We start from the raw sequence: 23504 nt of genomic DNA on the forward strand, positions 1-23504 counted from the left end.
TAGAATTTTTAAAACAGTCTGTTTTTTTTAAATAAACAATTTTTGTTTAGTTTTAAAAACCACTCGAACTGACGAACAAAGGAACTTATTGTATTAATTAACGTCACTTCGAGTGTTTTTGGCTTTCAAATTATGATGATTGCCACTTTCGTCTTATCCAAAAACGTATCGAGAAGTTTTGTTTACTATTGCCGTAATTGACTACCATAATTTCAATGTTTGACTCAAAATTATTTTTTTCCTTCCCAAACCCTTCGGTCTTATATATTTCCTTAATTTTGCAAAAATATTTAGAAAGTCGTGGGAAGTAAAAATAAATTAAAAAGGTTCAGAGAAAACGAAACGTTTACTAACGTTTTTCAACCATCGAGAGAAGAAGTAGTAGGAGATTTATTTCCACTAAAAGGAAAATGGAATTCGGATTTCTTTAAGAATGACAATCCATTGGTGTTGGAATTAGGTTGTGGTAAAGGGGAATATTCTGTTGGATTAGCCGAAAGATACCCTAATAAAAACTTTGTTGGGATTGATATCAAAGGAGCTCGTTTCTGGCGTGGTGCTAAAACAGCTGTTGAAACAGGCTTGCATAATGTGGCTTTCATTCGAACTCAAATCGAATTGATTAATCACGTATTTGCTGAAAACGAAGTAGATGAAATCTGGATTACTTTCCCGGATCCACAAATAAAATACAAAAGAACGAAGCATAGAATGACTAATTCGGAGTTCCTGCAATTGTATAAAAAAATCCTTAAAAAAGACGGTGTCGTAAACCTGAAAACTGATAGTGAATTTATGCACGGTTATACTCTTGGGTTGCTTCACGGTGAAGGCCACGAGGTTTTGTATGCTAATCACAATGTATATGTAAACGAAGGAAGTCCGGAAGAAGTGACGGCTTTTCAAACATTTTACGAAAAACAATATTTGGAAATTAACAAAGCAATTACGTATATTAGATTTAAAATTAAAGAATAATAGCACTTTTTTTAGTCTAAAACACCATAAATGAATTTCATCACCCCTTTATTTTTAGGATTTGTTACAGCTGTTATAGGGATTATTCCTCCGGGACTAATCAATATGACAGCCGCAAAGGTGAATCTTAAAGAAGGGAAAAGAAACGCATTGTGGTTTGTGCTTGGTGCTGTAATTGTTATTTTCTTCCAGGCTTATCTGGCGATATTATTCGCTTTGGCTATTGATAAACGTCCTGACATTGTTCTTTTATTGCGCGAAGTGGGTTTTGGAATTTTCGCTGCGCTAACCATTTATTTTTTATGGATTGCCAAAAAGCCAAAAATCAAGAAAGCCAATATCGAAAAAAGCAGCAAGAAGAAACGTTTTTTTCTTGGGATGTTACTCTCTTCACTCAATTTTTTCCCTATTCCGTACTACGTTTTTATTAGTATAACGCTATCCTCATACATGCTGTTTTCTTTCAGTACAGTTTCTGTTTTTACTTTTGTAAGCGGAGTTGTCTTGGGTTCGTTCCTGGTTTTTTACTTTTACATTTCATTCTTCAGTAGAATTGAAAATAAAGCCGAATCACTCCTTAAAAACATGAATACGATTATAGGAAGTATTACAGGCTTGGTTTCTGTAATTACTCTTTTCAATATAGTAAGATACTATTTGGGTTAAAAAAACCATTTAATTATTACGGTATAAGGTATATAAGGTCATTTAAGTAGGGTGTAAATAATAAAACATTTTCCATTTTTTTATGGCAAAACTTTTATCTCAACACTAGATGATTCTAGATTCTGTTTTTTTAAACCTAAGCATTAGCTGAATACTATTTATTTTGAATTAAACGGTATATTTAAACTTGAATTTCTGCTGTTAAATAAATTCCTATGTCAAACGATAATTTTTTTGAAAGAGTGTACGCTGTTGCGAGGCAAATTCCTTACGGAAAGGTAACCTCTTATGGTGCTATTGCTAAAGTATTGGGTGCTGCGGGTTCCGCAAGAATGGTGGGCTATGCAATGAATGCAGCGCACAATATGGAGGATGTTCCGGCGCATCGGGTGGTAAATCGTAAAGGATTGCTCACTGGGAAATTCCATTTTGACGGAACTAATCTAATGCAGCAATTACTCGAAAGTGAAGGGATTGAAGTAATCGAAAACCAAATTGTAGATTTCGAAAAACATTTATGGACTCCGGAAGTAAGAGTTCAGTAATTGTAAATTCAGTCTAACTTTTAAATCAAAATCCACTCTTTTTTTGTTTTCGAATAAAACTATAAATGATATTTTAGGGCGCTTATTCGCTCGGTTTTTATTCGATTCAATCAATTGAAAAACAAACCAAATTTCCTGATAATTACTGCTGATTTGCCTATCAATAAAACCAATTTAAAACGGTTGTTATAAAAATAGAATCTCTTATCTTTGTAATCTGAAATCAGTTTAAATAAACATAGTCTTTTTTAGGGGTATGAATTACTTTAAACATCAAACTTGAAACTTTTATAATGAAATTAGAAAGAAAAGACATTCTTAAAGCTTTAGAAACGATTACTGTAGCTGGAGAAGGAAAAAATATGGTAGAAAGTGGCGCGGTAACAAACGTAATCACTTTTGGGGATGAAGTAGTAGTTGATTTAGTATTACATACTCCGGCAATGCACATTAAGAAACGTGCAGAAGACGATATCAAAAAAACAATACACGATTTAGTTTCTGCGGATGCTAAAGTTAAAGTAAATATCAAAGTGGAAGCTCCTGAAAAAGCGGAAATTAAAGGAAAACAAATTCCAGGAATAAAAAACATTATTGCCGTTGCCTCTGGTAAAGGAGGAGTAGGGAAATCTACTGTAACTGCAAATCTTGCCGTTTCATTAGCAAAAATGGGATTCTCAGTGGGAGTTCTTGATGCTGATATTTACGGGCCATCAATGCCTATCATGTTTGACGTAGAAAACGAAAAACCAATCTCAGTGATGGTGGACGGAAAGTCAAAAATGAAACCAGTTGAGAGCTACGAAATAAAAATACTGTCTATCGGGTTTTTCACGGCTCCAAGTCAAGCGGTAATCTGGAGAGGTCCTATGGCTTCTAAAGCTTTGAACCAAATGATCTTTGATGCTGACTGGGGAGAACTGGACTTTATGCTTATTGACCTTCCTCCAGGAACAGGAGACATTCACCTTTCTATCATGCAATCATTACCTGTTACAGGTGCGGTTGTTGTAAGTACTCCACAAGCAGTAGCTTTGGCTGATGCTAAAAAAGGAGTTTCCATGTTCCTATCTGAAGCGATCAATGTACCGGTACTTGGAATTATAGAAAATATGGCCTACTTCACACCTGAAGAATTGCCTAATAATAAATATTACATCTTCGGACAAGAAGGAGCTAAGAACTTAGCGGCTGATCTTGAGGTTCCATTCTTAGGAGAGGTTCCTATCGTACAGTCGATTCGTGAAGCGGGAGATTACGGTCGTCCAGCAGCAATGCAAACAGGTTCAGTTATCGAAAGTGTTTTCGAAAACATTACTCGTAAAGTTGTTGAAGAAACAATAAAAAGAAACGAAAGTCTTCCTGCCAGCGAAGCAATCAAAATAACAACTATGGCAGGTTGTTCAGCAGTTAAAAAATAATATAAGATTGAATATCATTATTCAAATCTTTAAATAAAAGAATATGACAACAGAAGAATTAATAATCGAAGTCCAAAAAGCACTCGAAGAAATCAGACCTTTTTTGAATTCTGACGGTGGAGATATATCTCTTGTTTCGATTGAGGACGGGAAGCATGTAAAAGTACGTCTTGAAGGTGCTTGTACCAGTTGTAGCGTTAACCAAATGACACTAAAAGCAGGAGTGGAAACTACTATTAAAAAGTTTGCACCCCAAATTGAAACTGTTGTAAATATCCTGTAAAAAATATTTTGGGCGTGCCCCTTTTAAGAAAAAAGGCTATTCATCGTTGCGGTGATATGCCTTTTTTCTTAAAACGGTCGTTTTTTTAGGGTTATAGGTATGTGGTAATTTTTAAATCAAAAAAAATACCTGACAGCCACTGGCTGTCCTCCTCTTAATCTCAAATTTCACGCAAAACCAAATACAACCCACAACCTATAACTCATAATTAATTTATGGATGTTTTAATAAAGATTAAAGATAGAGAAGGAGTAGTACATGAATTGCAAGCTCCCACTGATATGGCCATGAACATCATGGAATTGTGTAAAGCGTATGAGTTGCCTGTAGAGGGAACTTGTGGTGGAATGGCAATGTGTGCTTCATGTCAATGTTATGTTCTTAATGACATACCATTACCTGAAATGGGAGATGATGAAGAAGCAATGCTCTCTGAGGCATTCTACGTGAAGTCAAACAGTCGTTTGGGTTGCCAAATTCCTATTACTGTAGAATTAGAAGGATTAGAACTGGAATTAGCACCAGAAAATTAAAATAAACAGAGATTCATTTGAAATGAAAATTTCAAATTAAAATAAAAAACCCAAATTCCAGTTTTAATAAATTGGAATTTGGGTTTTTTATTTTGTGTTTCTTCTATGTTGTAGCCATATGTGCTTCCATAATGTGCTCTTCAATGGCATCCCATAATCCAATGCGTTTTTCTAGTGCTTCAATAGAAACAGCTTCGACTTCCTCCCATTTCAAGGCATCTTCCTCGCAAAGTTCAGTAATCATTTTCATCGCCATAGGTCCGTGTTCGTCAGCATCTAGTTCGATATGTCTTTCGAAGTAGTAAATTAGTTTACTTAAATCGGTATCCGGAAAATTCTCTTGAAAGTTTTTTAGGATTGCAGTAAACATAGCAGGAATCAAATCTTCTCTTCCAAAAGTGAAAGCGGCAGCTACCTCGTGAGGTTTCCCTTGTTCGATCACGGTAAAAGTGAAATTTAAAAACGCTTTTATATTAGGATGTAAGTTGCTTGTTTTTATAGCCACAAATATATTCTGCAATGAATGTACTTCAGATAAGAAATTTTCTATTTCGGTTGTGTTAGCACCGCAATCTTTCATAGCATCAATGTACATCTCGTAATGACTTTGACGGTGACCATCAAGCGTTAAATCAGATTCTTCGGCCAGAACAATTTCGTTTATTAAATATCGGGTCTCTGGATTTTTGGTTGCAAACCAAGGAGTTGTCGTACAAGTCAATTTAGATTGTAATGCCTTCAATAAAGACATAAAATCCCAAACTGCAAATACGTGATTTTCCAAAAAACAATGTAAATCTTCAATTGTTTTTACGTTTTTATATAGCGGGTGTTGAAGTAAAATATCCTTTTTAGATTGTATTGCGGTATTTATTGTAGTAATGTCCATAAATTGAGTTTGATACAAAAGTAAAAAAGCTTCCTGAAAACAGGAAGCTTTTACTATCAATTTTATTAATACTTTAATAGTTGTTTACATTATTTAAACGCTGGAATTCCAGTAATGTCCATTCCTGTAATCAATAAATGAATGTCATGCGTACCTTCGTATGTAATTACCGACTCTAAGTTCATCATGTGTCGCATAATGGAATATTCTCCTGAGATACCCATAGCTCCAAGAATTTGTCTCGCTTCACGAGCAATATTAATTGCCATATCCACATTGTTTCTTTTGGCCATAGAGATTTGAGCTGTTGTAGCTTTACCTTCATTTCTCAATACTCCTAATCTCCAAGTCAATAATTGTGCTTTGGTGATTTCAGTAATCATTTCGGCTAATTTCTTTTGTTGTAATTGTGTTCCTGCAATAGGTTTGTCAAACTGGATTCTTTCTTTTGCATAACGCAGCGCTGTATCGTAGCAATCCATAGCTGCGCCTATAGCACCCCATGCAATTCCGTAACGAGCAGAATCTAAACATCCCAGTGGAGCGCCTAATCCTGATTTGTTAGGCAATAAATTAGCTTTTGGCACTTTCACATTGTCAAAAATCAATTCTCCGGTAGAAGAAGCTCTTAACGACCATTTGTTATGTGTTTCTGGAGTTGTAAAACCTTCCATTCCGCGTTCAACGATCAATCCGTGAATTCTTCCTTCTTCGTTTTTGGCCCATACTACAGCAACATCAGCAAATGGAGCATTCGAAATCCACATTTTAGCACCGTTCAGTAAATAATGGTCTCCCATGTCTTTAAAGTTGGTAATCATACTTCCTGGGTCTGAACCATGGCTAGGTTCTGTCAAACCAAAACAACCAATCCATTCGCCTGTAGCAAGTTTAGGTAAATATTTCATGCGTTGTTCTTCGTTTCCGTATTTCCAAATTGGATACATAACCAAAGAAGATTGTACTGATGAGGTAGAACGAACACCTGAATCACCACGCTCAATTTCTTGCATAATTAATCCGTAAGAGATTTGGTCTAATCCCGCACCACCATATTCAACAGGGATGTAAGGACCAAAACCTCCAATTTCACCCAAACCTTTTACGATTTGTTTTGGAAATTCAGCTCTTTGAGCATATTCTTCAATAATAGGAGAAACTTCTTTTTTTACCCACGCACGAGCAGAGTCACGCACTAATTTGTGCTCTTCCGTTAATAAATCATCTAATAGGTAGTAATCTGGAGCTTGAAATAAGTCTGGTTTCATATTTAGCTTTTTATAATTTTTTATAATGTTTCTAACTAATGAATTAGCATGAACTAGCAGATTTATTGTATCGATATATGCTAGCAGCTATGGTAATTCGAATACAACAAATTTACACAAAGAAATATAACAAAAGCATTATATATTGTTATAATTTAAAAAATATATGATTGTGTTGTAATAATTTCCGTTGCTGTCTTTTGGGTATCATTAGATGTAATCCTAGATAAACTAAAAAAATTGGTGTTGAAAATGTATAAAGTTACATTTTCAAATAAAAGTCTTTTGTTAGCTCAATGTACTCTGGAGTGTAAATATGTCTAGCAGTTTCAATTACTAATTCGTCAACAAGAATAGTTGAAGTTTCATTTCGACTAAAAGCCAAAAGACTTCGTTTGATTTCTGTGGTTGGAGTTCCTTTTACGCGTGTTATTTTTAGGGGATATAATTCGCATTCTTTGGCTAAAGCCAAGAAATTTTCTTCCTCTTTGAAAGGGATGATTACAGAAAAGATTCCGTTTTCAGAAAGAAACATGGCCGCTGCTTCAATCAATTCCTCAAAAGGCATAGCGTCTTGAAAACGCGCCATATCTCTTTGATTGCATTCGGTTTTGTAATCTTCGCTGTAAAAAGGAGGGTTAGAAACAATTAGATCGTATTCGTCTTCTGGTTCTTCGACAAATTCGTCTAAACCAGCGTGAAAACAAAACAATCGTTCGCTCCAGGGGGATTTCTCAAAATTATCCACCGATTGCTCGTAGGCTTCTTCGTCAATTTCCAATGCGTCAATTTGTTCGGCATGGCTTCTTTGAGCTAGCATCAAAGCAATTACTCCAGTTCCTGTTCCAATATCTAAAATGCTGTTTGGATTGTTGTCCAATGGTGTCCAAGCGCCAAGTAAAACACCGTCAGTTCCAATTTTCATGGCACAACGATCTTGTTCAAGTGAGAATTGTTTAAAGGAAAATTTTGACATAGAAATTTCAGGTTGTAGATTGAGTAATGTTAATTTCAGATATTATTGAAACTGACCACTAAAAACTGAATACTGATCACTAATATTTAAAGGTACATTTCTATAAGACCTTCAGGTAAATCCATGACAACTTTTTTGTTGTCTCTGTCGATTTTCACAATGAAGTGATCAATCATTGGGATAAGCATTTCAACATCACCATTCAAAACCTCAAAAAGCGGTTGTGCAGTAGAGTCATTGATGGATACTATTTTTCCAAATACTCCAAGTCTTTTGTCTTCCACTTCAAAATCAATTACTTCGTGGAAATAGAATTTATTGCCAGAAAGTTTTGGCAACATATTTAAAGGAAGATAGAGTTCGTTACCAATAATGGCGTCAGCCTCTTCCTCGGTATTCATATCTTCAAAACGAATTCTTAGGAAGTCGTTTTTATGCAGCGAACTGCTTTCAATAAAAAAAGGAATCAAGTGTTTGTTGCATTCAACAAACACTGATTCCAGGTTTTCGTATAACTCAGGTTCGTCCGTGTCTAAATAGGCAAGAACTTCTCCTTTGAAACTAAATTTTTTAGCGATTTTACCTAAATAAAAACAATCTTCTTTACGCATTTTCGCCTTCTAAAATTATGCTTGAGCTTCTTCGTTGTTTTCTTCTGCAGCAGGAGCTTCTTCAGAAACTTCTTCTTCTACAGCAGGAGTAGCGGCAGCAATTGCGTCAGCTTCAGCTTGTGCAGCAGCAGCTAAACGTTTTGCGTTAACATCTTGTTCTGCTTTGAAAGCTTTAGCTTTAACATCAGCTTGCGCTTTAGTCAAACCTTCTTTCTTAGCATCAACTGTACCAGTTTTTGATTCTAACCAAGTAGCTAATTTTGCATCAGCTTGTTCTTGAGTTAAAGCACCCTTACGGATACCACCGTCAAGGTGATGTTTCAATAACGCACCTTTGTAAGAAAGGATTGCTCTAGCTGTATCAGTAGGTTGAGCACCATTGTGTAACCATTGAACTGCTTTATCAAGGTTTAAGTCGATAGTTGCAGGGTTAGTGTTTGGATTGTAAGTACCAATTTTTTCTAGGTATTTACCATCTCTTTTTGAGCGAGCATCTGCTGCTACTACCCAGTAAAAAGGTTTTCCTTTTTTACCGTGTCTTTGTAATCTAATTTTTACTGACATAATCGTTTGATTAAATTTTGAGGTTCTCGACCTCGATTAATTAAGGGTGCAAAGATAAGTTTTTTATTTGAATTTGCTAATACTGTTTGTATTTTGATGAAAGGGAGTGAATTAGTCCATTATGGATTGATGATTATTGGCTAAAAACAGGTGTTATGAAGTGATAAATGTCTATTTTTGTTTGTCTAAAAGATTAGTTTATGAGAAAGTTTATTTTACTTGTAATCGCGTTATTGCCTTTTGTCTCGTGTCAGGAAGATGTGAAATTCAACAATCCTTCTTTTCAAGGATTGCGTGACAATGTTTTTTGGCGTGCTGTGGATGCCAGGGCAACAATTGCCTCTGGAGGTGCTTTGACAATTAAAGCGTATACAGCAAATGAAGTTGTTACCTTTAATACTAGTGCAGCTAAAGTTCAGACCTATGTATTAGGTACATCAGCGTCAAATGCTGTTTCTTATGTACTTACAAATGCCGAAGGTAGTATCACTTATGCTACAGGTTCTGGTTTTGGTGATGGCCAGATTGTGATAACAGAATATGATGCTGTTAATAAAACGGTATCGGGTTCGTTCCGATTTAATGCAAAAAACACTTCTAATAATCCCTTAGGTGGTCCTTCTTTGAATTTTCAACAAGGAATTTTCTATAAAATTCCCGTGAATTAATAAGCTCTATTTGTTTTTTGTTATAGAACAGTAGGATAAATTTCTGACGGTTAAAACGGACCGTTTGTTTTATTGGAATTTTATTGAAATTCAATCTTTTATAAAGTTTAATCTGCGGAATTGGAATAATATTATGAGTATAAGTTGTTGTTTCAAAGTATTTTGGCCAAATACTTTTTATATGATGTCCTTTTGTTTAATGCTATTCGACCCTTTTTTTAGTTTTTTTATAAAAATAAATTTAGAAATTAGCTAATATATAGTAGATTAGAAAAAAATAAGTTTACATTTGTTGCAATTATTATAAATAAGAACATATGAATATTTTTGTTGGAAGCCTTCCATTCAGTATTGAGGAAGCAGATTTAAGAGAGTCTTTCGAGGCTTATGGAGCAGTTGATTCAGTTAAGATCATTACTGATAAATTTACTGGAAGAAGTAAAGGATTTGGTTTTGTTGAAATGGCAAATGATGATGAAGCTCAAAAAGCAATTGATGAGTTGAACGGTGCTACTGTTCAAGGACGTACAATTGTTGTTAACAAATCTGAACCAAAACCAGAAGGTGAAAGAAGAAGCTTTAATAACAACCGTGGTGGAGGAGACTCTCGCGGAGGTTACGGAGGTGGAAACAGCCGTGGTGGAGAAAACCGTGGTGGTGGAGATAGAGGAAGATACTAATTCTTTTTTTCTAGATATAAAAAAAGCTGTCAATGTAAATTGACAGCTTTTTTGTTTTTAGGTATTTTGTATTATTGTTACTTAGGTGCTTATTCTTTTTCCAATACTTTAATGTCTTCTATTAATGAAGCCATACTAGTAGGGTCAAGACTGTTGTAGATTCCTCTAATTATCCTGTTTTTATCGATTAGAACAAAATTCTCGGTGTGTAAAAAAATGGAGTCGTCTTTATTTTCGCCCAAATCTTCTTCCACAAAATAAAATTTTCGTCCTAAATTATAAATCTCTTCTTTGGGTCCAGTGAGCAATTTCCATTTGATGTAATTAATGTTTTTTGTTTTGGCATACTCAGCTAAAACAGCAACACTGTCTTTTTCAGGTGTTACAGAATGGGAAAGCAACATAACATTATCATTGCTAAGAAACTCCTTTTGCAATACAGACATACTATTAGTCATCTTAGGACAAATACCAGGGCAAGAGGTAAAAAAGAAATCAACCACGGTAATCTTACTATCTAGGTTTTTTTCTGAAAATAATTTTCCTTCTTGATCGGTTAAATTAAATGGCCGAATCTTGTGAAAACTTTCTTCTGAATCTATTTCCCAGACCGGTGTAAAATTAGCCGTGTTGTAATAGGGTAATTTTCGTGTTTCTTGACAAGAGAACATAGCAATTCCTAGAAGCACTATTAAATATTTTGTTTTCATTTTGTTGTTAATTTTAATTTTTCGTCCCTTAAAGTATAACACAAATTTGATTTTTGTAAGCCATAACGATGTCCATCTTTTACTTCGTAATTGATGTAGGGTTTTCCGTTTTCACGCCAAGCTTGTTGTATTCCGTATTCTCTATCCTCTTTGAAAGTCAAAAAGCAATACTGACTTCCACTTTCATACCATTGTTTTTGAATGCCTTCTCGCTTGTCATTATAATAAATGAAATCAAATTTTGGCTGCCCGTTTTCCCAATAACCAAAATGTCTTCCGTATGCCTTGTTTTCTTTATAACTTCGGCAATCTTTGAGTTTTCCATTTAAGTAATAACTCCTTGTCAATCCGTGTTGTTTTCCGTTCAAAAAGCTGAAAACGGCTTTAACTTGTGTAGGACTATAAACTTCTTTTACATATCCAGAATAAATCTTGTTTTTAAAAAACACGATTCCGTTATCTAGTTTTATGTTTTTGTTTTCGGATGAAATCGTATCTTTTGGTATTTCTGAAGCATTAACAACTAAAGAAGAAAGCACAATTGCTTCTTCTTTAATTGTTTTTTTACAACTTAAAGCAAGTGATGCTATAAGTAATAAAGCTCCTAATTTAAAATGTAAATGTTCCTTTAGCACCATGATAACTTCCTGCTTTTAGTATGTAAAATCCAGAATTCATATAATTAACATTAGAACAATGGTAATGATAGATTCCATTTGGATAATCTGCTGTTGCCCCTGTATGACCTCCATTTGAGTCTAAATTAGAAGGATAAGTACCGTCTTTATCTTTACGACCATAAATAGGGAAACCATCACGCAGCCACCCTATTAATTTTATGTCATCTTTAGATGTGAAATCTCCATTAAAATGGTAATGATACAAACCTCCAGGCCCACTATGCGCTCCTGCTCTATCAAATGATTTAAGAGTTCCCGCATCAACAGGTACATTTCCTCCTTCTCTATCATTATAAATAGCAACTCCATTCAATGCCATCCCAATTGGTCCTAGTGAAGTCTCTTCTTTAGTAGTAGCGGATACCGGATTGATTTGAATAGTCATTACAAAATTTTGTTCTTGTAAGTTCCCTGGATTCACTGTTTGTCCTGTAGTTTGTGCTTCATATAGCGCATTTCCTGTTCCCCAATATGGAGTAACGTGGTCTGGAACTCCTTTTGACTTTAACGTAACCGTTGTGCAATCAGCAGATAAAGTAACTGCGCTTTTATAGTTACTGCTAAATACCGTTGGAACCGTATTACAAACTGTTGTGGTTACTGGGGTTGTTGTAGAAGTGCTGCTACTTGTTCCCGAATCATCTTTGCTACAGCTTACAAGACTTACTGCTAAACACAATGCTAGTGCCCAATTTTCTGTTTTTTTCATTCGTATTACTTTTTTCATCTTAATTTAGTTTTTATTTGGGGGTCTTCTATCTTCAGGTTTTGGTGCTTTTTTTAATTCTTCTCTGGTAATAAAACCATCTTTGTTTAAATCTACTTTAGCAAAATCATCTTTTAAAGGGCCTTTTATTTCTTCTTTAGAAAGTTTGCCGTCCTTATTCGCATCCATTTGTTTGAATAGCTCTTCCACTGTTGGCGGTTTTTTACCATCCTGTCCTTGTGGTGGTTGTCCAAAAGAGACATAAGTTCCTAACATCATTAATAGTACACTTAATAAGAGTGTTTTTGAATTATTCTTTTGCATATTTATAAGATTTAATTAGTGCTAGCGATTACAAAGTTGAAAATTTATTTAAATACTATTTTAACTATTCAGTGAAAGACGCCATGTTTTCAGTGAACGCTTTCAATGGCCCTTTAAACGGCTGTTTATAAGGTTTTAAAAACAGTGTTTTTAGAATCGAATTGCTTTTTATTTTATTTATTTGTATTGTCTAATAGCCATTATCACATTGTTATGTATTTATGTAAAGGCAATATAAAGGACTACTAAAAAAACCAGAACTATGAATAAATTTACCAGAGCGCTTTTTCAGATTCTTTTTTGGGCTGTCATATGGATTGTTTTAGGGCTATCTCAAAATAATTTTGTTCATTTTTTAATCGAAAATTGGATGGCTTATTTTTTTCAAAGTCTATTAGTTTTAAGTTTAATTTATATTTTAGTGCCGCAAATATTATTTCGAAAAAAGTTTTTAGTATTTGGCTTAATATCAATAGGTTTACTAGTCCTTTTTGCATTTGTTTCGTCTCAATTTATAGCTGGTCATGCTGGGCCGTTAAGACCACCTCCGATGCATCATAATTTAGGACAAAGAGGTGCGCCTTCCCCTTTTTTCATCAATTTTTTAATCATCACCGTTGCTTACATCTTGACAATTTTCGTCGAAACTTTTTCATTTGCTCAAACAAAAGAAGAAGCCTTGATTTTAAGCAAATCTGAAACTCTTGAAACCGAACTGAAATTTCTTAAATCACAGATAAATCCCCATTTTTTATTTAACTCTTTGAATAATATTTATGCTCTCTCTGCAATTGATGCTCAAAAAACGCAGGAAAGTATTTTGAATCTCTCTGATATGCTGCGTTATGTTTTATACGAATGTGAAAAACCTAAAGTTGCCATCGAAAAAGAAATTACTTATATCGAAGATTTTATAAAACTATTCAAATTAAAAAGTAGTAAAGCCTACCCTATAATAACAACGTTTTCTATAGATAATCCTCAGCTTCAAATTGCACCTATGCTGTTGATTCCCTTTGTTGAAAATGCATTCAAACACAGTAATATTCATAATATTCTGGAATCTTTTATTACAATTGAAATTGAAACAAAAGACGAAATGATTGTTTTTAAAATTGAAAACAGTCTCAATAAAGAACCTGTTAGCAAAGACAAAGTAGGAGGTATCGGTATGCGTAATGTTCAAAAAAGATTATCTTTACTTTATGCTGAAAAACATGAATTAATAATATCCGAAAACTCAACTTCTTTTGCAGTAACCCTAAAAATCAACACCAATGTTTAAATGCATTATTATTGATGATGAAGAATTAGCAAGAGGTTTGCTTAAAAGTTATGTGGCCAAATTGGATTTTTTAGAATTAGTTGGTTCTTTCGAAAACCCTTTAGAAGCATTAGATTGCCTAAAAAGTGAAGACATTAAGCTTGTCTTTTTAGATATTCAAATGCCTGAAATAAAAGGCACCGACTTTGCCAAACTCATTCCCACAACTACCAAAATTATCTTTACAACTGCCTATTCTGAATATGCTTTAGACGGATTTGAGTTGAGTGCTATTGATTATTTACTAAAGCCTATTACGTTTCAGCGTTTTTTAAAAGCAGTTCAAAAAATTCAACCTGAAGAAACGACTATTTCAAATGAGAAAACAATTACCGTAAAATCAGGGTATGATTTATTCAAACTTAAATTAGACGATATTACACATATCGAAAGTGACAGTGAGTATGCTGTTTTTCATACCAATTCTAAAAAAATAATGAGCCTGCAATCCTTAAAATCATTGGAAAAATCATTAGACTCTTCTGTTTTTATACGTGTTCATCGATCTTTTATTATCAACAAAAACAAAGTGACAGGCCTTAAAGGAAGAGACCTGTCATTAGGGATTATACAAATTCCGGTAAGTGATAGCTATTACGATAAGGTGAAGCGGGAGTTGTTTTCTTGAACGTAAAAGTATTTTATATTTTTATTAGAGTTTTTCTTTTAAACTACATTAAGCATTTTTTGTGTGGCTATTATGGCCGCAACTGTCTGATCTGAATCCAAACCTCTCGTTTTGAATTCTTTTCCGTTATTTGTCCAGGTGATAATCGTTTCGCATAAAGCGTCTGAACTACTTCCAGGTGGAATTCTCACAGCATAATCAATCAATTTAGGCAGTGCAATTTTCTTTACGGTGTATATTTTAGCCAAAGCATTCATAAAAGCGTCAAATTGTCCGTCTCCCTGAGCGTGTTCTTCTATAAGCTCGCCATTAATTTTTAAACTTAACGTTGTTGATGGACGCATTCCTTTTGCATGCGATAGTATATAGGATTCTACAATGATTTTCTCTTCATAGCTTTGACTATCTAATACATCTGAAATGATGTAGGGTAAGTCTTCCTTGGTTACAGTTTCTTTTTTGTCTCCCAATTCAATTATTCGTTGGGTAACTAGTTTTAAATCTTCTGGATTCAGTTTTAAACCCAGCTCCTGTAGGTTTTTTTCAATATTGGCTTTCCCAGATGTTTTTCCCAGTGCATATTGTCGTTTTCTTCCAAAACGTTCTGGCAGTAAATCATTGAAGTATAAATTGTTTTTGTTGTCTCCATCAGCGTGTATTCCGGCGGTTTGCGTGAATACATTGTCTCCTACGATTGGTTTGTTAGCAGGAATTCGGTATCCTGTAAAGGTCTCTACTAATTTGCTCACGGAGTATAAAGAAGATTCTTTTACATTGATTTTTATTTCCGGCATAAAATCATTTATTACCGCAACTGTGCTTTCAAGAGGTGCGTTTCCTGCACGTTCTCCCATCCCGTTTACCGTAACATGTAATCCTTTGATTCCGGCTTTCAACGCTTCCATAACATTGGCAATACTTAAGTCATAATCATTATGCGCGTGGAAATCAAAATGAATATTGGGGTATTTTGCCGTAATTTTCGAAATGAATTCGAAAGTTTGTGCTGGTATAAGAACCCCTAATGTATCAGGTAATAATATTCTTTTTACGGGCTGTGTTGATAAAAATGCCAAGAATTGAAAAACGTATTCAGGAGAATTTCGCATTCCGTTACTCCAGTCTTCCAGATATACATTGGTTTCAATATCATTTGCTTTCGCTAAAGAAATAATTTTAGCAATTTCCTCAAAATGTTGCTCGGGTGTTTTTTTTAATTGATGTGTTAAATGGTTTAAGGAACCTTTAGTCAATAGATTTTGAACTTTGGCACCCGTTTTTTTCATCCATTCGATAGAAAGACCGCCGTCTACAAAAGTCAAAACTTCTATTCGTTGCTCATATCCTCTTTCTTTGGCCCAAGCCATAATGCCTTTTACACCTTGAAACTCACCTTCACTTACACGAGCCGAAGCAATTTCGATTCTGTCAATATTTAATTCTTCCAGTAATAATTGAGCAATGGTTAACTTTTCCGCAGCAGAAAACGACACCCCTGATGTTTGTTCTCCATCACGAAGTGTAGTGTCCATTATTTCAATTTTTCTTTTTTCCATTTTAAATTATTCTAATATGATTTGGATATTTCTATTCCGTCATCATACAGTTCTATTTTATATAATTGTAATAGCAACTACATTCTTAAACTGTAAAGCTTTTAGTAGTGCAATAGTTTTTATTAGTAGGGAAGCTTGTCTGCAAATGCGATTACTTCGGGTTTGATGTTTTGCAAATAATCAATATCATCAAAACCATTGATCATATTGTCCTTTTTATAACCGCTGATGTCAAAAGTTTCCTTTTCTCCAGTTGCTTTAAGTGTAATTGATTGTTCAGGAAGGTTAATTTCCAGTTCGGTTTTTGGGTCGGACTCAATAGCTTTGAATATTTTATCAGCAAATTCAGGGCTAACTTGAACGGGTAAAACACCTATGTTTAAGCAGTTGTTTCTAAATATGTCTGCAAAAAAACTCGAAACCACACATCTAAAACCGTAATCGTAAACTGCCCAAGCAGCATGTTCTCTTGACGATCCAGATCCGAAGTTTTTTCCTCCCACAAGAATTTTTCCGCTGTATGTTGGATTGTTTAAAACGAAATCCTTTTTTGGAGAATCATCATTGTTGTATCTCCAATCACGGAAAAGATTGTCTCCAAAACCAACACGTTCTGTTGCTTTTAGAAAACGAGCGGGAATAATTTGATCAGTATCTACATTTTCTATAGAAAGCGGAACCGCTGTGCTGGTAAGTATATTAAATTTATCGTAAGCCATTGTGTTTTTGTTTAGTCTTCCAAATACCGAATAGGGATTTTAGGAGAACGTGTGTGTTTTTGTATTTTATATTGATTGCTCTTTTGGGCCCAAGTTGATTATATCAACTCCCTAGGATCAGTCAAAACTCCTGTTACAGCAGCTGCAGCGGCCATAAAAGGACTTGCTAGCAAAGTTCTGGAACCAGGTCCTTGACGTCCTTCAAAATTTCTGTTTGAAGTACTCACTGCGTATTTTCCAGCAGGAACTTTATCGTCATTCATTGCTAAACAAGCGGAACAACCCGGTTGACGCAATACAAAACCTGCATCAGTCAATATATCAAGAATTCCTTCTTCTTTTATTTGTGCTTCCACTACATGAGATCCCGGTACTAACCAAGCGGTAACGTTTTCTGCTTTTTGACGCCCTTTTACGATTGAGGCAAAAGCCCTGAAATCTTCGATACGACCATTAGTGCAACTGCCCAAGAATACGTAATCGATTTTTTTGCCAATCATAGTGTCACCTTGATTGAAGCCCATATATCCTAATGATTTTACGTATGTTTCTTCTCCTTCGGCAACTTCGTTAGCTGTTGGGATATTTTTAGAAATTCCTAATCCCATTCCAGGATTGGTTCCGTAGGTAATCATCGGTTCGATATCTGCTGCGGCAAAATTGATTTCTTGGTCAAAAGTTGCGTCGGCATCTGTTTTTAATGTTTTCCAATACGCTAGTGCTGTTTTCCAAGCTTCTCCTTTTGGAGTGTATAAACGACCTTCTAAATAATCAAAAGTAGTTTGGTCAGGAGCAATCATTCCGCCACGAGCACCCATTTCGATACTTAGATTGCAAACTGTCATACGTCCTTCCATTGTCATGTTTTCAAAAACATCACCTGCGTATTCTACAAAATAACCAGTTGCTCCAGAAGTGGATAATTTAGAAATGATATAAAGGGCAACGTCTTTTGGTGTAACTCCTAATTGAAGTTCTCCTGTTACGTTGATTCTCATTTTTTTGGGTTTCGGTTGCATAATGCATTGCGTGGATAGAACCATCTCAACTTCGGATGTTCCAATCCCAAAAGCAATAGCGCCAAAAGCACCATGGGTAGAAGTGTGTGAATCGCCGCAAACTATGGTGGCTCCAGGAAGTGTAATTCCGTTTTCAGGACCTACAACGTGTACAATTCCATTTTTTTTATTCCCTAATCCCCAGTGGCTAATCCCATATTCATTAGAATTTTCTTCTAATGCCCTAAGCTGATTAGCGGATAAAGGGTCTTCAACAGGCAAGTGTTGGTTTATAGTTGGTGTGTTGTGATCTGCAGTTGCAAAAGTACGTTCTGGGTATAAAACCGATATTCCTCTAGTTTTTAAACCTAAAAAGGCAACAGGACTTGTGACTTCGTGGATGAAATGACGATCAATAAAAAACACATCAGGTCCATCTTCAATTTTACGAACTACATGTGAATCCCATACTTTGTCAAATAATGTCTTACTCATTTTTACTGTTTTTTTATTGTATAAATAGTTCTTGAAACTAAGGGAATTACTCCTTATTTTAATAACGGAAACAAATATAGGTATAGGTGGTTTTATATTTAAATTGATATTTCCGGTATTTACGATATCCAAAGTTGTTTTGGTTCCCTTTTAAGATTGGTTCTGATGGTTTATGCTTCGGTTTTGATTTTTTAATATGTTCTTTAGGAATTATATTAAAGGGGTTAATCTGAATCAATGCTTTATTTGTAAAAAACAAAAAATCGTTGTTTTTAATGTAAAAACAGCTGTAAAATCAATTAAATAGTAAATATTCAATGTAAAATCATTGATAATGCAATTAATTACAAATTAGACTTGTCGATATTATCATTCTTATTAAAGCAAAAGTTACTTTTTTTTTAGAATGGATATTGATTTTATTTATCTGTGATACTACGACATCCAAAAGTTGAGATTAGTCAATATTTTGTGAAAAATATCCTGATTTTGTAAATTATTAGGAAGGAATTCGTGGACTATTCCGTTTATTTTTATGTTTTATGTTTTTCTCAAAATATTTTTTTTTTTGCTATTTTCAATTAGTTAAAAGTCTAAAAAAAACCTAAATTTGAAATTCGTTTTTTGTACTATTTACGAATTACAATCTCTTCATTTGCAGTTATGTACTTAATATTCGATACTGAAACCACAGGATTACCAAAACGTTGGGACGCAGCCATTACAGACACTAACAACTGGCCGCGCTGTATTCAGATTGCATGGCAGTTGCATGATGATATGGGAAAACTCATCGAGCACCAAGATTATTTGGTCAAGCCTGATGGATTTAATATTCCTTATGATGCCGAGCGTATTCACGGTATTTCAACAGAATTAGCCGAACAAGACGGAATTTCTCTGGCGGAAGTATTAGAGAAGTTTAATATCGCTTTGTCAAAGGCTAAATTTATTGTGGGTCAGAATCTGGGTTTTGATGTCAATATTATGGGTTGTGAATTTCATCGTTTAGGAGTTGATAGTACAATGGCTTCAATGCCGGTTCTCGATACCTGTACGGAAGTTACTGCTTCTTTATTGAAATTGCCTGGAGGACGTGGAGGACGTTTTAAATTACCTACGCTAACTGAATTGCATAGCTTTCTTTTTAACAAGCCATTCTCAGAAGCGCACAACGCAACTGCCGATGTTGAGGCAACGACGCGTTGTTTTTTAGAGTTAATTAGAAGAGAAAATTTCACCAAAGAACAACTTGATGTTCCTGTTTCCTATTTTCAAGATTTTCAAAATAAGAATCCAAGGGAAATTCAGCTCATTGGATTAAAACACATTAATTTAAAGCAAGCCTCAGATAAAATCCGTCAACAGTTTGGTGAAAAACAAACGAGTACGGTTTCGAAAGAAGTGCTTTCTGAGAATAAAAAAGTACTTGTAGATGCTGAATTTGTGCATTTACATAATCATACACAGTTTTCGGTTTTGCAATCCACTATTAGTATTGCTCAGTTGGTTAAAGCTGCTGCACAACAAAAAATGCCTGCCGTTGCCATGACGGATTATGCCAATTTAATGGGAGCTTTTCACTTTGTTAGAGATGTTCTAAATCATAATAAAGCGGCTGCAGCAAAAAATAAAGGATTGATTGAAAATGGTGAAGAACCTACTGAAGTTTCCATGAAACCTATTGTGGGTTGTGAGTTTTTTGTTTGTGAAGATCATAAGGACAAGAAACGAAAAGACAATGGATACCAAATAGTATTATTGGCGAAGACCAAAAAAGGCTATCATAATTTGGCTAAAATGTCTTCTGTAGCCTATACAGAAGGGTTTTATTATGTGCCGAGAATTGATAGAAAAGTGATTCAGAAATACAAGGAGGACATTATTGTATTGTCCGGAAATTTGTATGGAGAAATTCCGAGTAAGGTTTTAAATCTTGGTGAAAACCAAGCCGAAGAAGCTTTAGTATGGTGGAAAGAAGAATTCAAGGATGATTTCTATATTGAGTTGATGCGTCACAATCAAGAAGATGAAAACAGGGTGAATACCACTTTGATTTCTTTGGCGAGAAAACACGATGTCAAAATTATTGCTACTAATAATACTTTTTATATAGATAAGGAAAATGCCAATGCGCACGATATTTTACTTTGTGTGCGGGATGGTGAAAAACAAACTACGCCTATAGGTCGTGGTCGTGGTTATCGTTTTGGGTTGCCTAATCAGGAATACTATTTCAAGACCGGGGAAGAGATGAAAAAACTCTTTGCCGATTTGCCTGAATCGATTTCGAATCTATCCGAAATTGTAGATAAAATAGAGATATACGATCTGGCGCGTGAGGTTTTGTTGCCAAAGTTTGAAATTCCAGTAGAATTTAATGTTCCTGAAGATGAAGTAGATGGTGGAGTAAGAGGGGAAAATGCTTATTTGAGGCATCTTACTTATGAAGGAGCAATTAAAAGATATCCTGAAATTACGGAAGAAGTTCGGGAGCGACTGGATTTTGAGTTGTTGACGATTTCTAATTCGGGTTATCCGGGTTATTTCTTGATTGTTCAGGATTTAATAGCTGAAGCACGAAGAATGGGAGTTTCCGTAGGTCCTGGTCGTGGATCAGCTGCGGGTTCTGTGGTGGCCTATTGTTTGAAGATAACCAACATTGACCCACTGAAATACAACCTGCTTTTTGAGCGTTTCCTGAATCCTGATCGTGTGTCCCTGCCCGATATTGATATCGATTTTGATGATGAAGGTCGAAGTAGTGTTATGGATTACGTGATTCGGAAATATGGTTCTAAACAAGTAGCCCAGATTATCACCTATGGTAAGATGGCAACAAAATCGGCGATTAGAGATACCGCTCGTGTTTTGGATTTGCCTTTGTTTGAAGCGGATAAAATAGCGAAGTTGATCCCGGGGATGATGCCTTCCAAATGGAATTTAGCTCGTTTCCTTAATGAAGAGGAAGCCACTATTAAAAAAGTGGTTCGCCCGGAAGAATGGGATAAAATAAAAGAATTAATAGGGATTGCGAATGAAGATGATTTAGGGGGAGAAACAATTCAACAGGCAAAAGTCCTGGAAGGGAATATGCGTAATACCGGAATTCACGCCTGTGGAGTAATTATTACACCAAGTGATATTACGGATTTCGTTCCTGTAGCCACTGCTAAAGATTCAGATTTATATGTTACCCAGTTTGATAACTCGGTTGTGGAAACAGCGGGTTTATTAAAAATGGACTTCTTGGGTTTGAAAACCCTTACCTTGATTAAAGACACGGTTAAACTGGTGAAATATCGAAATAATATAGATTTAAATCCGGATGAGTTTCCTATTGATGACTTGAAAACCTACGAGCTCTTTCAAAGAGGAGAAACAGTAGGTATTTTTCAATACGAGTCGCCCGGGATGCAGAAATACATGAAGGAGTTGAAACCAACAGTCTTTCCTGATTTAATTGCCATGAATGCTTTGTATCGTCCGGGTCCAATTGCTTATATCCCAAGTTTCGTAAAAAGGAAAAATGGGGAAGAGGAAATTATCTATGACCTTGATGCCTGTGAAGAGTTGCTTAAAGACACTTACGGAATTACCGTTTACCAAGAACAGGTAATGCTTTTGTCCCAAAAACTGGCGGATTTCTCTAAAGGTGATGCCGATGTATTGCGTAAAGCGATGGGAAAAAAGCAGAAGGATGTTTTGGATAAAATGAAACCTAAATTTATTAATCAGGCAGTGGCCAAAGGACATGCTGAGGATAAATTAGAAAAAATATGGAAAGACTGGGAAGCCTTTGCTGAATATGCCTTTAATAAATCGCACTCGACTTGTTATGCTTGGATTGCCTATCAAACCGCTTATTTAAAAGCGAATTATCCAGCCGAATATATGGCAGCCGTACTGTCTAATAATATGAGTGATATCAAGCAGGTTTCTTTCTTTATGGAAGAATGCAAGCGTATGGGATTGCAAGTGTTGGGGCCGGATGTGAATGAGTCTTTTTATAAGTTTACTGTAAACGATGATTATGCAGTCCGTTTTGGAATGGGTGCGGTAAAAGGAGTGGGTGCGGGAGCAGTTGCAACTATTGTGGAAACCCGAAAAGAGAGTAGGTATAAGTCGGTTTTTGATATGACTAAACGTATTGATTTGCGTGCTGCCAATAAAAAAGCTTTAGAGAATTTAATATTAGCCGGAGGGTTTGACTCCTTTGATGGGTCTACGCGTGCACAGTATTTTCATGATGACGGAGATGGAATTACTTTCTATGAAAAAGCCATTAAGTATGGCGCTAAATTTCAAGAAAACGAAAATTCATCCCAGGTAAGTTTGTTTGGAGAAAGTAGTGATGTCCAAATTGCGGAACCCGTAATGCCTCCTTGTGAAGACTGGAGCACGATGGAAAAACTGGCCAAAGAAAAAGAGGTTGTAGGGATTTATTTATCCGGACATCCGCTGGATGATTTCAAGTTTGAAATGAAATATTTTTGTAATACCCGTCTGGATGCATTGCGAAATCTGGAATTGCATGTGGGTAAAAATCTTGCCTTTGGTGGGATTGTAACCGATGTTCAAAGGCGAACTGCCAAAAACGGAAAGGACTGGGCTATATTCACTCTTGAAGGATTTGACGAGAGTTATGAATTTAAGATTTTTGGCGAGGAATATCTGAAGTTCAATTTTTTCCTGATTCCCAATAATTTTGTCTATCTAAAAATAAACGTCAAAGACGGCTGGATTAATAGAGATACGAATAAAAAGTCGGAACCCAGAATTCAGTTTGTCGAAGCGAGGCAATTGCAGGACGTTTTAGCTGCTTTTGCTAAAAAGCTTGTCGTCTTACTTAATATTTCTGATTTGCAAACGGAGTTTATTCATCATCTAAGTCGTGCTTTTCAAGAGAATAAAGGGGATAGCCAAGTGTCTTTTGAAATTATGGAGTTGGAAAAAATCAAGAAATTGATTGAAGTGGTTCCCGATGTTGAATCGAATGAAGATGATGATTTTACCGAAGATCAAGAAGATGGCGTTGAAGATGTTAAAGCGGGAACAGTTACTGAGGTAGAAGAGATTAATGTGGTGACTAAATTATCAATGGCAAGTAGAAAGTTAAAGATTAATATCTCGAATGAGTTATTATTGGAATTAGAAAAAATGCAGATTAAATTCAAGTTGAATTAAGCTCTCAGAGGGAAACAGTTGTTTTTCTCAGTTAAAACTTTATTGGATTCTTTGTGTTTGCGTTAAAGGTATGTGTGCATATTAATTCCTTAATG

General features: G+C 35.2%; 23 protein-coding genes. 11 read left to right on the forward strand and 12 right to left on the reverse strand.

All coding sequences use genetic code 11. From position 1 onward, the window contains the following. The first annotated feature begins 300 nt into the window (after positions 1 to 300). The 6 genes from trmB to FLAK523_RS05090 all read left to right on the forward strand — a co-directional run bounded on the left by trmB (position 301) and on the right by FLAK523_RS05090 (position 4426). Positions 301 to 978, forward strand: a complete 678-nt coding sequence (gene trmB, locus FLAK523_RS05065) for a tRNA (guanosine(46)-N7)-methyltransferase TrmB (RefSeq protein ID WP_248907224.1) — start codon at positions 301 to 303, stop codon at positions 976 to 978. Between the two features lie 30 nt (positions 979 to 1008). After that, complete coding sequence (locus tag FLAK523_RS05070; protein ID WP_248907226.1) at positions 1009 to 1644, forward strand: LysE family transporter; 636 nt, start codon at positions 1009 to 1011, stop codon at positions 1642 to 1644. A 215-nt stretch (positions 1645 to 1859) separates the two neighbouring features. Continuing rightward, positions 1860 to 2189, forward strand: coding sequence for an MGMT family protein (locus FLAK523_RS05075; RefSeq protein WP_248907228.1), 330 nt, complete (start codon positions 1860 to 1862; stop codon positions 2187 to 2189). 293 nt (positions 2190 to 2482) lie between these two features. Next, a complete protein-coding gene (locus FLAK523_RS05080; protein WP_248907230.1) occupies positions 2483 to 3610 on the forward strand; it encodes an Mrp/NBP35 family ATP-binding protein in 1128 nt (375 codons plus the stop codon). A gap of 43 nt (positions 3611 to 3653) precedes the next feature. Continuing rightward, the gene (locus tag FLAK523_RS05085) at positions 3654 to 3893 is read left to right on the forward strand and encodes a NifU family protein (RefSeq protein WP_248907232.1); all 240 of its coding nucleotides are present in this window, start codon (positions 3654 to 3656) and stop codon (positions 3891 to 3893) included. A gap of 215 nt (positions 3894 to 4108) precedes the next feature. Next, positions 4109 to 4426 (forward strand): 2Fe-2S iron-sulfur cluster-binding protein, encoded by a 318-nt coding sequence (locus FLAK523_RS05090; protein WP_248907234.1) that lies wholly within the window; start codon positions 4109 to 4111, stop codon positions 4424 to 4426. A gap of 103 nt (positions 4427 to 4529) precedes the next feature. Here FLAK523_RS05090 and FLAK523_RS05095 read toward each other — a convergent pair whose 3' ends face one another. The 5 genes from FLAK523_RS05095 to FLAK523_RS05115 form a co-directional block, all read right to left on the reverse strand. Continuing rightward, positions 4530 to 5315 carry a DUF3050 domain-containing protein gene (locus tag FLAK523_RS05095; protein ID WP_248907237.1) on the reverse strand — a complete coding sequence of 262 codons (786 nt, stop codon included), beginning with the start codon at positions 5313 to 5315 and terminating at the stop codon, positions 4530 to 4532. Between the two features lie 89 nt (positions 5316 to 5404). Beyond that, a complete protein-coding gene (locus tag FLAK523_RS05100) occupies positions 5405 to 6583 on the reverse strand; it encodes an acyl-CoA dehydrogenase family protein (RefSeq protein WP_248907239.1) in 1179 nt (392 codons plus the stop codon). Positions 6584 to 6845: 262 nt separating this feature from the next. Next, positions 6846 to 7559, reverse strand: a complete 714-nt coding sequence (locus FLAK523_RS05105) for a tRNA1(Val) (adenine(37)-N6)-methyltransferase (RefSeq protein WP_248907241.1) — start codon at positions 7557 to 7559, stop codon at positions 6846 to 6848. Positions 7560 to 7645: 86 nt separating this feature from the next. Continuing rightward, the gene (rimM, locus tag FLAK523_RS05110) at positions 7646 to 8170 is read right to left on the reverse strand and encodes a ribosome maturation factor RimM (RefSeq protein ID WP_248907243.1); all 525 of its coding nucleotides are present in this window, start codon (positions 8168 to 8170) and stop codon (positions 7646 to 7648) included. Between the two features lie 15 nt (positions 8171 to 8185). Beyond that, on the reverse strand, positions 8186 to 8734 hold the full coding sequence (locus FLAK523_RS05115; protein ID WP_248907245.1) for a 30S ribosomal protein S16: 549 nt from the start codon (positions 8732 to 8734) through the stop codon (positions 8186 to 8188). Between the two features lie 200 nt (positions 8735 to 8934). On the opposite strand from FLAK523_RS05115, the gene FLAK523_RS05120 reads away from it, so the two are divergent. Together FLAK523_RS05120 and FLAK523_RS05125 are read left to right on the forward strand one after the other, a co-directional pair. Next, a complete protein-coding gene (locus tag FLAK523_RS05120) occupies positions 8935 to 9402 on the forward strand; it encodes a DUF6252 family protein (protein WP_248907247.1) in 468 nt (155 codons plus the stop codon). Positions 9403 to 9719: 317 nt separating this feature from the next. Beyond that, the gene (locus FLAK523_RS05125; RefSeq protein WP_248907249.1) at positions 9720 to 10082 is read left to right on the forward strand and encodes an RNA-binding protein; all 363 of its coding nucleotides are present in this window, start codon (positions 9720 to 9722) and stop codon (positions 10080 to 10082) included. A gap of 89 nt (positions 10083 to 10171) precedes the next feature. Here the strand turns inward: FLAK523_RS05125 and FLAK523_RS05130 are convergent, their stop codons facing one another. The 4 genes from FLAK523_RS05130 to FLAK523_RS05145 are packed head-to-tail and all read right to left on the reverse strand — an operon-like array spanning position 10172 to position 12502. Next, complete coding sequence (locus FLAK523_RS05130) at positions 10172 to 10792, reverse strand: SCO family protein (protein WP_248907251.1); 621 nt, start codon at positions 10790 to 10792, stop codon at positions 10172 to 10174. After that, the gene (locus FLAK523_RS05135; protein WP_248907253.1) at positions 10789 to 11430 is read right to left on the reverse strand and encodes a toxin-antitoxin system YwqK family antitoxin; all 642 of its coding nucleotides are present in this window, start codon (positions 11428 to 11430) and stop codon (positions 10789 to 10791) included. The genes FLAK523_RS05130 and FLAK523_RS05135 overlap by 4 nt, the downstream gene beginning before the upstream one ends. Continuing rightward, positions 11402 to 12199 carry a YHYH protein gene (locus tag FLAK523_RS05140; protein ID WP_248907255.1) on the reverse strand — a complete coding sequence of 266 codons (798 nt, stop codon included), beginning with the start codon at positions 12197 to 12199 and terminating at the stop codon, positions 11402 to 11404. Before FLAK523_RS05140 ends, FLAK523_RS05135 begins: the two co-directional genes overlap by 29 nt. 6 nt (positions 12200 to 12205) lie before the next feature. Beyond that, entirely contained in the window at positions 12206 to 12502 is a 297-nt protein-coding gene (locus FLAK523_RS05145; protein ID WP_248907257.1) for an EF-hand domain-containing protein, read from the reverse strand. 262 nt (positions 12503 to 12764) lie between these two features. On the opposite strand from FLAK523_RS05145, the gene FLAK523_RS05150 reads away from it, so the two are divergent. Beyond that, positions 12765 to 13787 carry a sensor histidine kinase gene (locus tag FLAK523_RS05150; protein WP_248907259.1) on the forward strand — a complete coding sequence of 341 codons (1023 nt, stop codon included), beginning with the start codon at positions 12765 to 12767 and terminating at the stop codon, positions 13785 to 13787. After that, the gene (locus FLAK523_RS05155) at positions 13780 to 14454 is read left to right on the forward strand and encodes a LytTR family DNA-binding domain-containing protein (protein ID WP_248907261.1); all 675 of its coding nucleotides are present in this window, start codon (positions 13780 to 13782) and stop codon (positions 14452 to 14454) included. Before FLAK523_RS05150 ends, FLAK523_RS05155 begins: the two co-directional genes overlap by 8 nt. A gap of 38 nt (positions 14455 to 14492) precedes the next feature. Here FLAK523_RS05155 and FLAK523_RS05160 read toward each other — a convergent pair whose 3' ends face one another. The 3 genes from FLAK523_RS05160 to leuC all read right to left on the reverse strand — a co-directional run bounded on the left by FLAK523_RS05160 (position 14493) and on the right by leuC (position 18222). Then, a complete protein-coding gene (locus tag FLAK523_RS05160) occupies positions 14493 to 16010 on the reverse strand; it encodes an alpha-isopropylmalate synthase regulatory domain-containing protein (protein ID WP_248907263.1) in 1518 nt (505 codons plus the stop codon). A gap of 122 nt (positions 16011 to 16132) precedes the next feature. Next, positions 16133 to 16729 (reverse strand): 3-isopropylmalate dehydratase small subunit, encoded by a 597-nt coding sequence (gene leuD / locus FLAK523_RS05165; protein ID WP_248907265.1) that lies wholly within the window; start codon positions 16727 to 16729, stop codon positions 16133 to 16135. 98 nt (positions 16730 to 16827) lie between these two features. Beyond that, positions 16828 to 18222 carry a 3-isopropylmalate dehydratase large subunit gene (gene leuC, locus FLAK523_RS05170; protein WP_248907267.1) on the reverse strand — a complete coding sequence of 465 codons (1395 nt, stop codon included), beginning with the start codon at positions 18220 to 18222 and terminating at the stop codon, positions 16828 to 16830. Positions 18223 to 18885: 663 nt separating this feature from the next. Between leuC and dnaE the strand changes: the two genes are divergently transcribed. After that, positions 18886 to 23409 carry a DNA polymerase III subunit alpha gene (dnaE, locus tag FLAK523_RS05175; RefSeq protein WP_248907268.1) on the forward strand — a complete coding sequence of 1508 codons (4524 nt, stop codon included), beginning with the start codon at positions 18886 to 18888 and terminating at the stop codon, positions 23407 to 23409. The last annotated feature ends 95 nt before the right edge of the window (positions 23410 to 23504 follow it).

The organism is Flavobacterium sp. K5-23 (genome assembly GCF_023278045.1).
In the GTDB taxonomy this organism is placed as follows: domain Bacteria; phylum Bacteroidota; class Bacteroidia; order Flavobacteriales; family Flavobacteriaceae; genus Flavobacterium.

Excerpts from the sequence above, each read along its gene's own strand:
- FLAK523_RS05070 (WP_248907226.1), top strand. The coding sequence starts at position 1,009 with ATGAATTTCATCACCCCTTTATTTTTAGGATTTGTTACAGCTGTTATA.
- FLAK523_RS05075 (WP_248907228.1), top strand. The coding sequence starts at position 1,860 with ATGTCAAACGATAATTTTTTTGAAAGAGTGTACGCTGTTGCGAGGCAA.
- FLAK523_RS05080 (WP_248907230.1), top strand. The coding sequence starts at position 2,483 with ATGAAATTAGAAAGAAAAGACATTCTTAAAGCTTTAGAAACGATTACT.
- FLAK523_RS05085 (WP_248907232.1), top strand. The coding sequence starts at position 3,654 with ATGACAACAGAAGAATTAATAATCGAAGTCCAAAAAGCACTCGAAGAA.
- FLAK523_RS05090 (WP_248907234.1), top strand. The coding sequence starts at position 4,109 with ATGGATGTTTTAATAAAGATTAAAGATAGAGAAGGAGTAGTACATGAA.
- FLAK523_RS05095 (WP_248907237.1), bottom strand. The coding sequence starts at position 5,315 with ATGGACATTACTACAATAAATACCGCAATACAATCTAAAAAGGATATT.
- FLAK523_RS05100 (WP_248907239.1), bottom strand. The coding sequence starts at position 6,583 with ATGAAACCAGACTTATTTCAAGCTCCAGATTACTACCTATTAGATGAT.
- FLAK523_RS05105 (WP_248907241.1), bottom strand. The coding sequence starts at position 7,559 with ATGTCAAAATTTTCCTTTAAACAATTCTCACTTGAACAAGATCGTTGT.
- rimM (WP_248907243.1), bottom strand. The coding sequence starts at position 8,170 with ATGCGTAAAGAAGATTGTTTTTATTTAGGTAAAATCGCTAAAAAATTT.
- FLAK523_RS05115 (WP_248907245.1), bottom strand. The coding sequence starts at position 8,734 with ATGTCAGTAAAAATTAGATTACAAAGACACGGTAAAAAAGGAAAACCT.
- FLAK523_RS05120 (WP_248907247.1), top strand. The coding sequence starts at position 8,935 with ATGAGAAAGTTTATTTTACTTGTAATCGCGTTATTGCCTTTTGTCTCG.
- FLAK523_RS05125 (WP_248907249.1), top strand. The coding sequence starts at position 9,720 with ATGAATATTTTTGTTGGAAGCCTTCCATTCAGTATTGAGGAAGCAGAT.
- FLAK523_RS05130 (WP_248907251.1), bottom strand. The coding sequence starts at position 10,792 with ATGAAAACAAAATATTTAATAGTGCTTCTAGGAATTGCTATGTTCTCT.
- FLAK523_RS05135 (WP_248907253.1), bottom strand. The coding sequence starts at position 11,430 with ATGGTGCTAAAGGAACATTTACATTTTAAATTAGGAGCTTTATTACTT.
- FLAK523_RS05140 (WP_248907255.1), bottom strand. The coding sequence starts at position 12,199 with ATGAAAAAAGTAATACGAATGAAAAAAACAGAAAATTGGGCACTAGCA.
- FLAK523_RS05145 (WP_248907257.1), bottom strand. The coding sequence starts at position 12,502 with ATGCAAAAGAATAATTCAAAAACACTCTTATTAAGTGTACTATTAATG.
- FLAK523_RS05150 (WP_248907259.1), top strand. The coding sequence starts at position 12,765 with ATGAATAAATTTACCAGAGCGCTTTTTCAGATTCTTTTTTGGGCTGTC.
- FLAK523_RS05155 (WP_248907261.1), top strand. The coding sequence starts at position 13,780 with ATGTTTAAATGCATTATTATTGATGATGAAGAATTAGCAAGAGGTTTG.
- FLAK523_RS05160 (WP_248907263.1), bottom strand. The coding sequence starts at position 16,010 with ATGGAAAAAAGAAAAATTGAAATAATGGACACTACACTTCGTGATGGA.
- leuD (WP_248907265.1), bottom strand. The coding sequence starts at position 16,729 with ATGGCTTACGATAAATTTAATATACTTACCAGCACAGCGGTTCCGCTT.
- leuC (WP_248907267.1), bottom strand. The coding sequence starts at position 18,222 with ATGAGTAAGACATTATTTGACAAAGTATGGGATTCACATGTAGTTCGT.
- dnaE (WP_248907268.1), top strand. The coding sequence starts at position 18,886 with ATGTACTTAATATTCGATACTGAAACCACAGGATTACCAAAACGTTGG.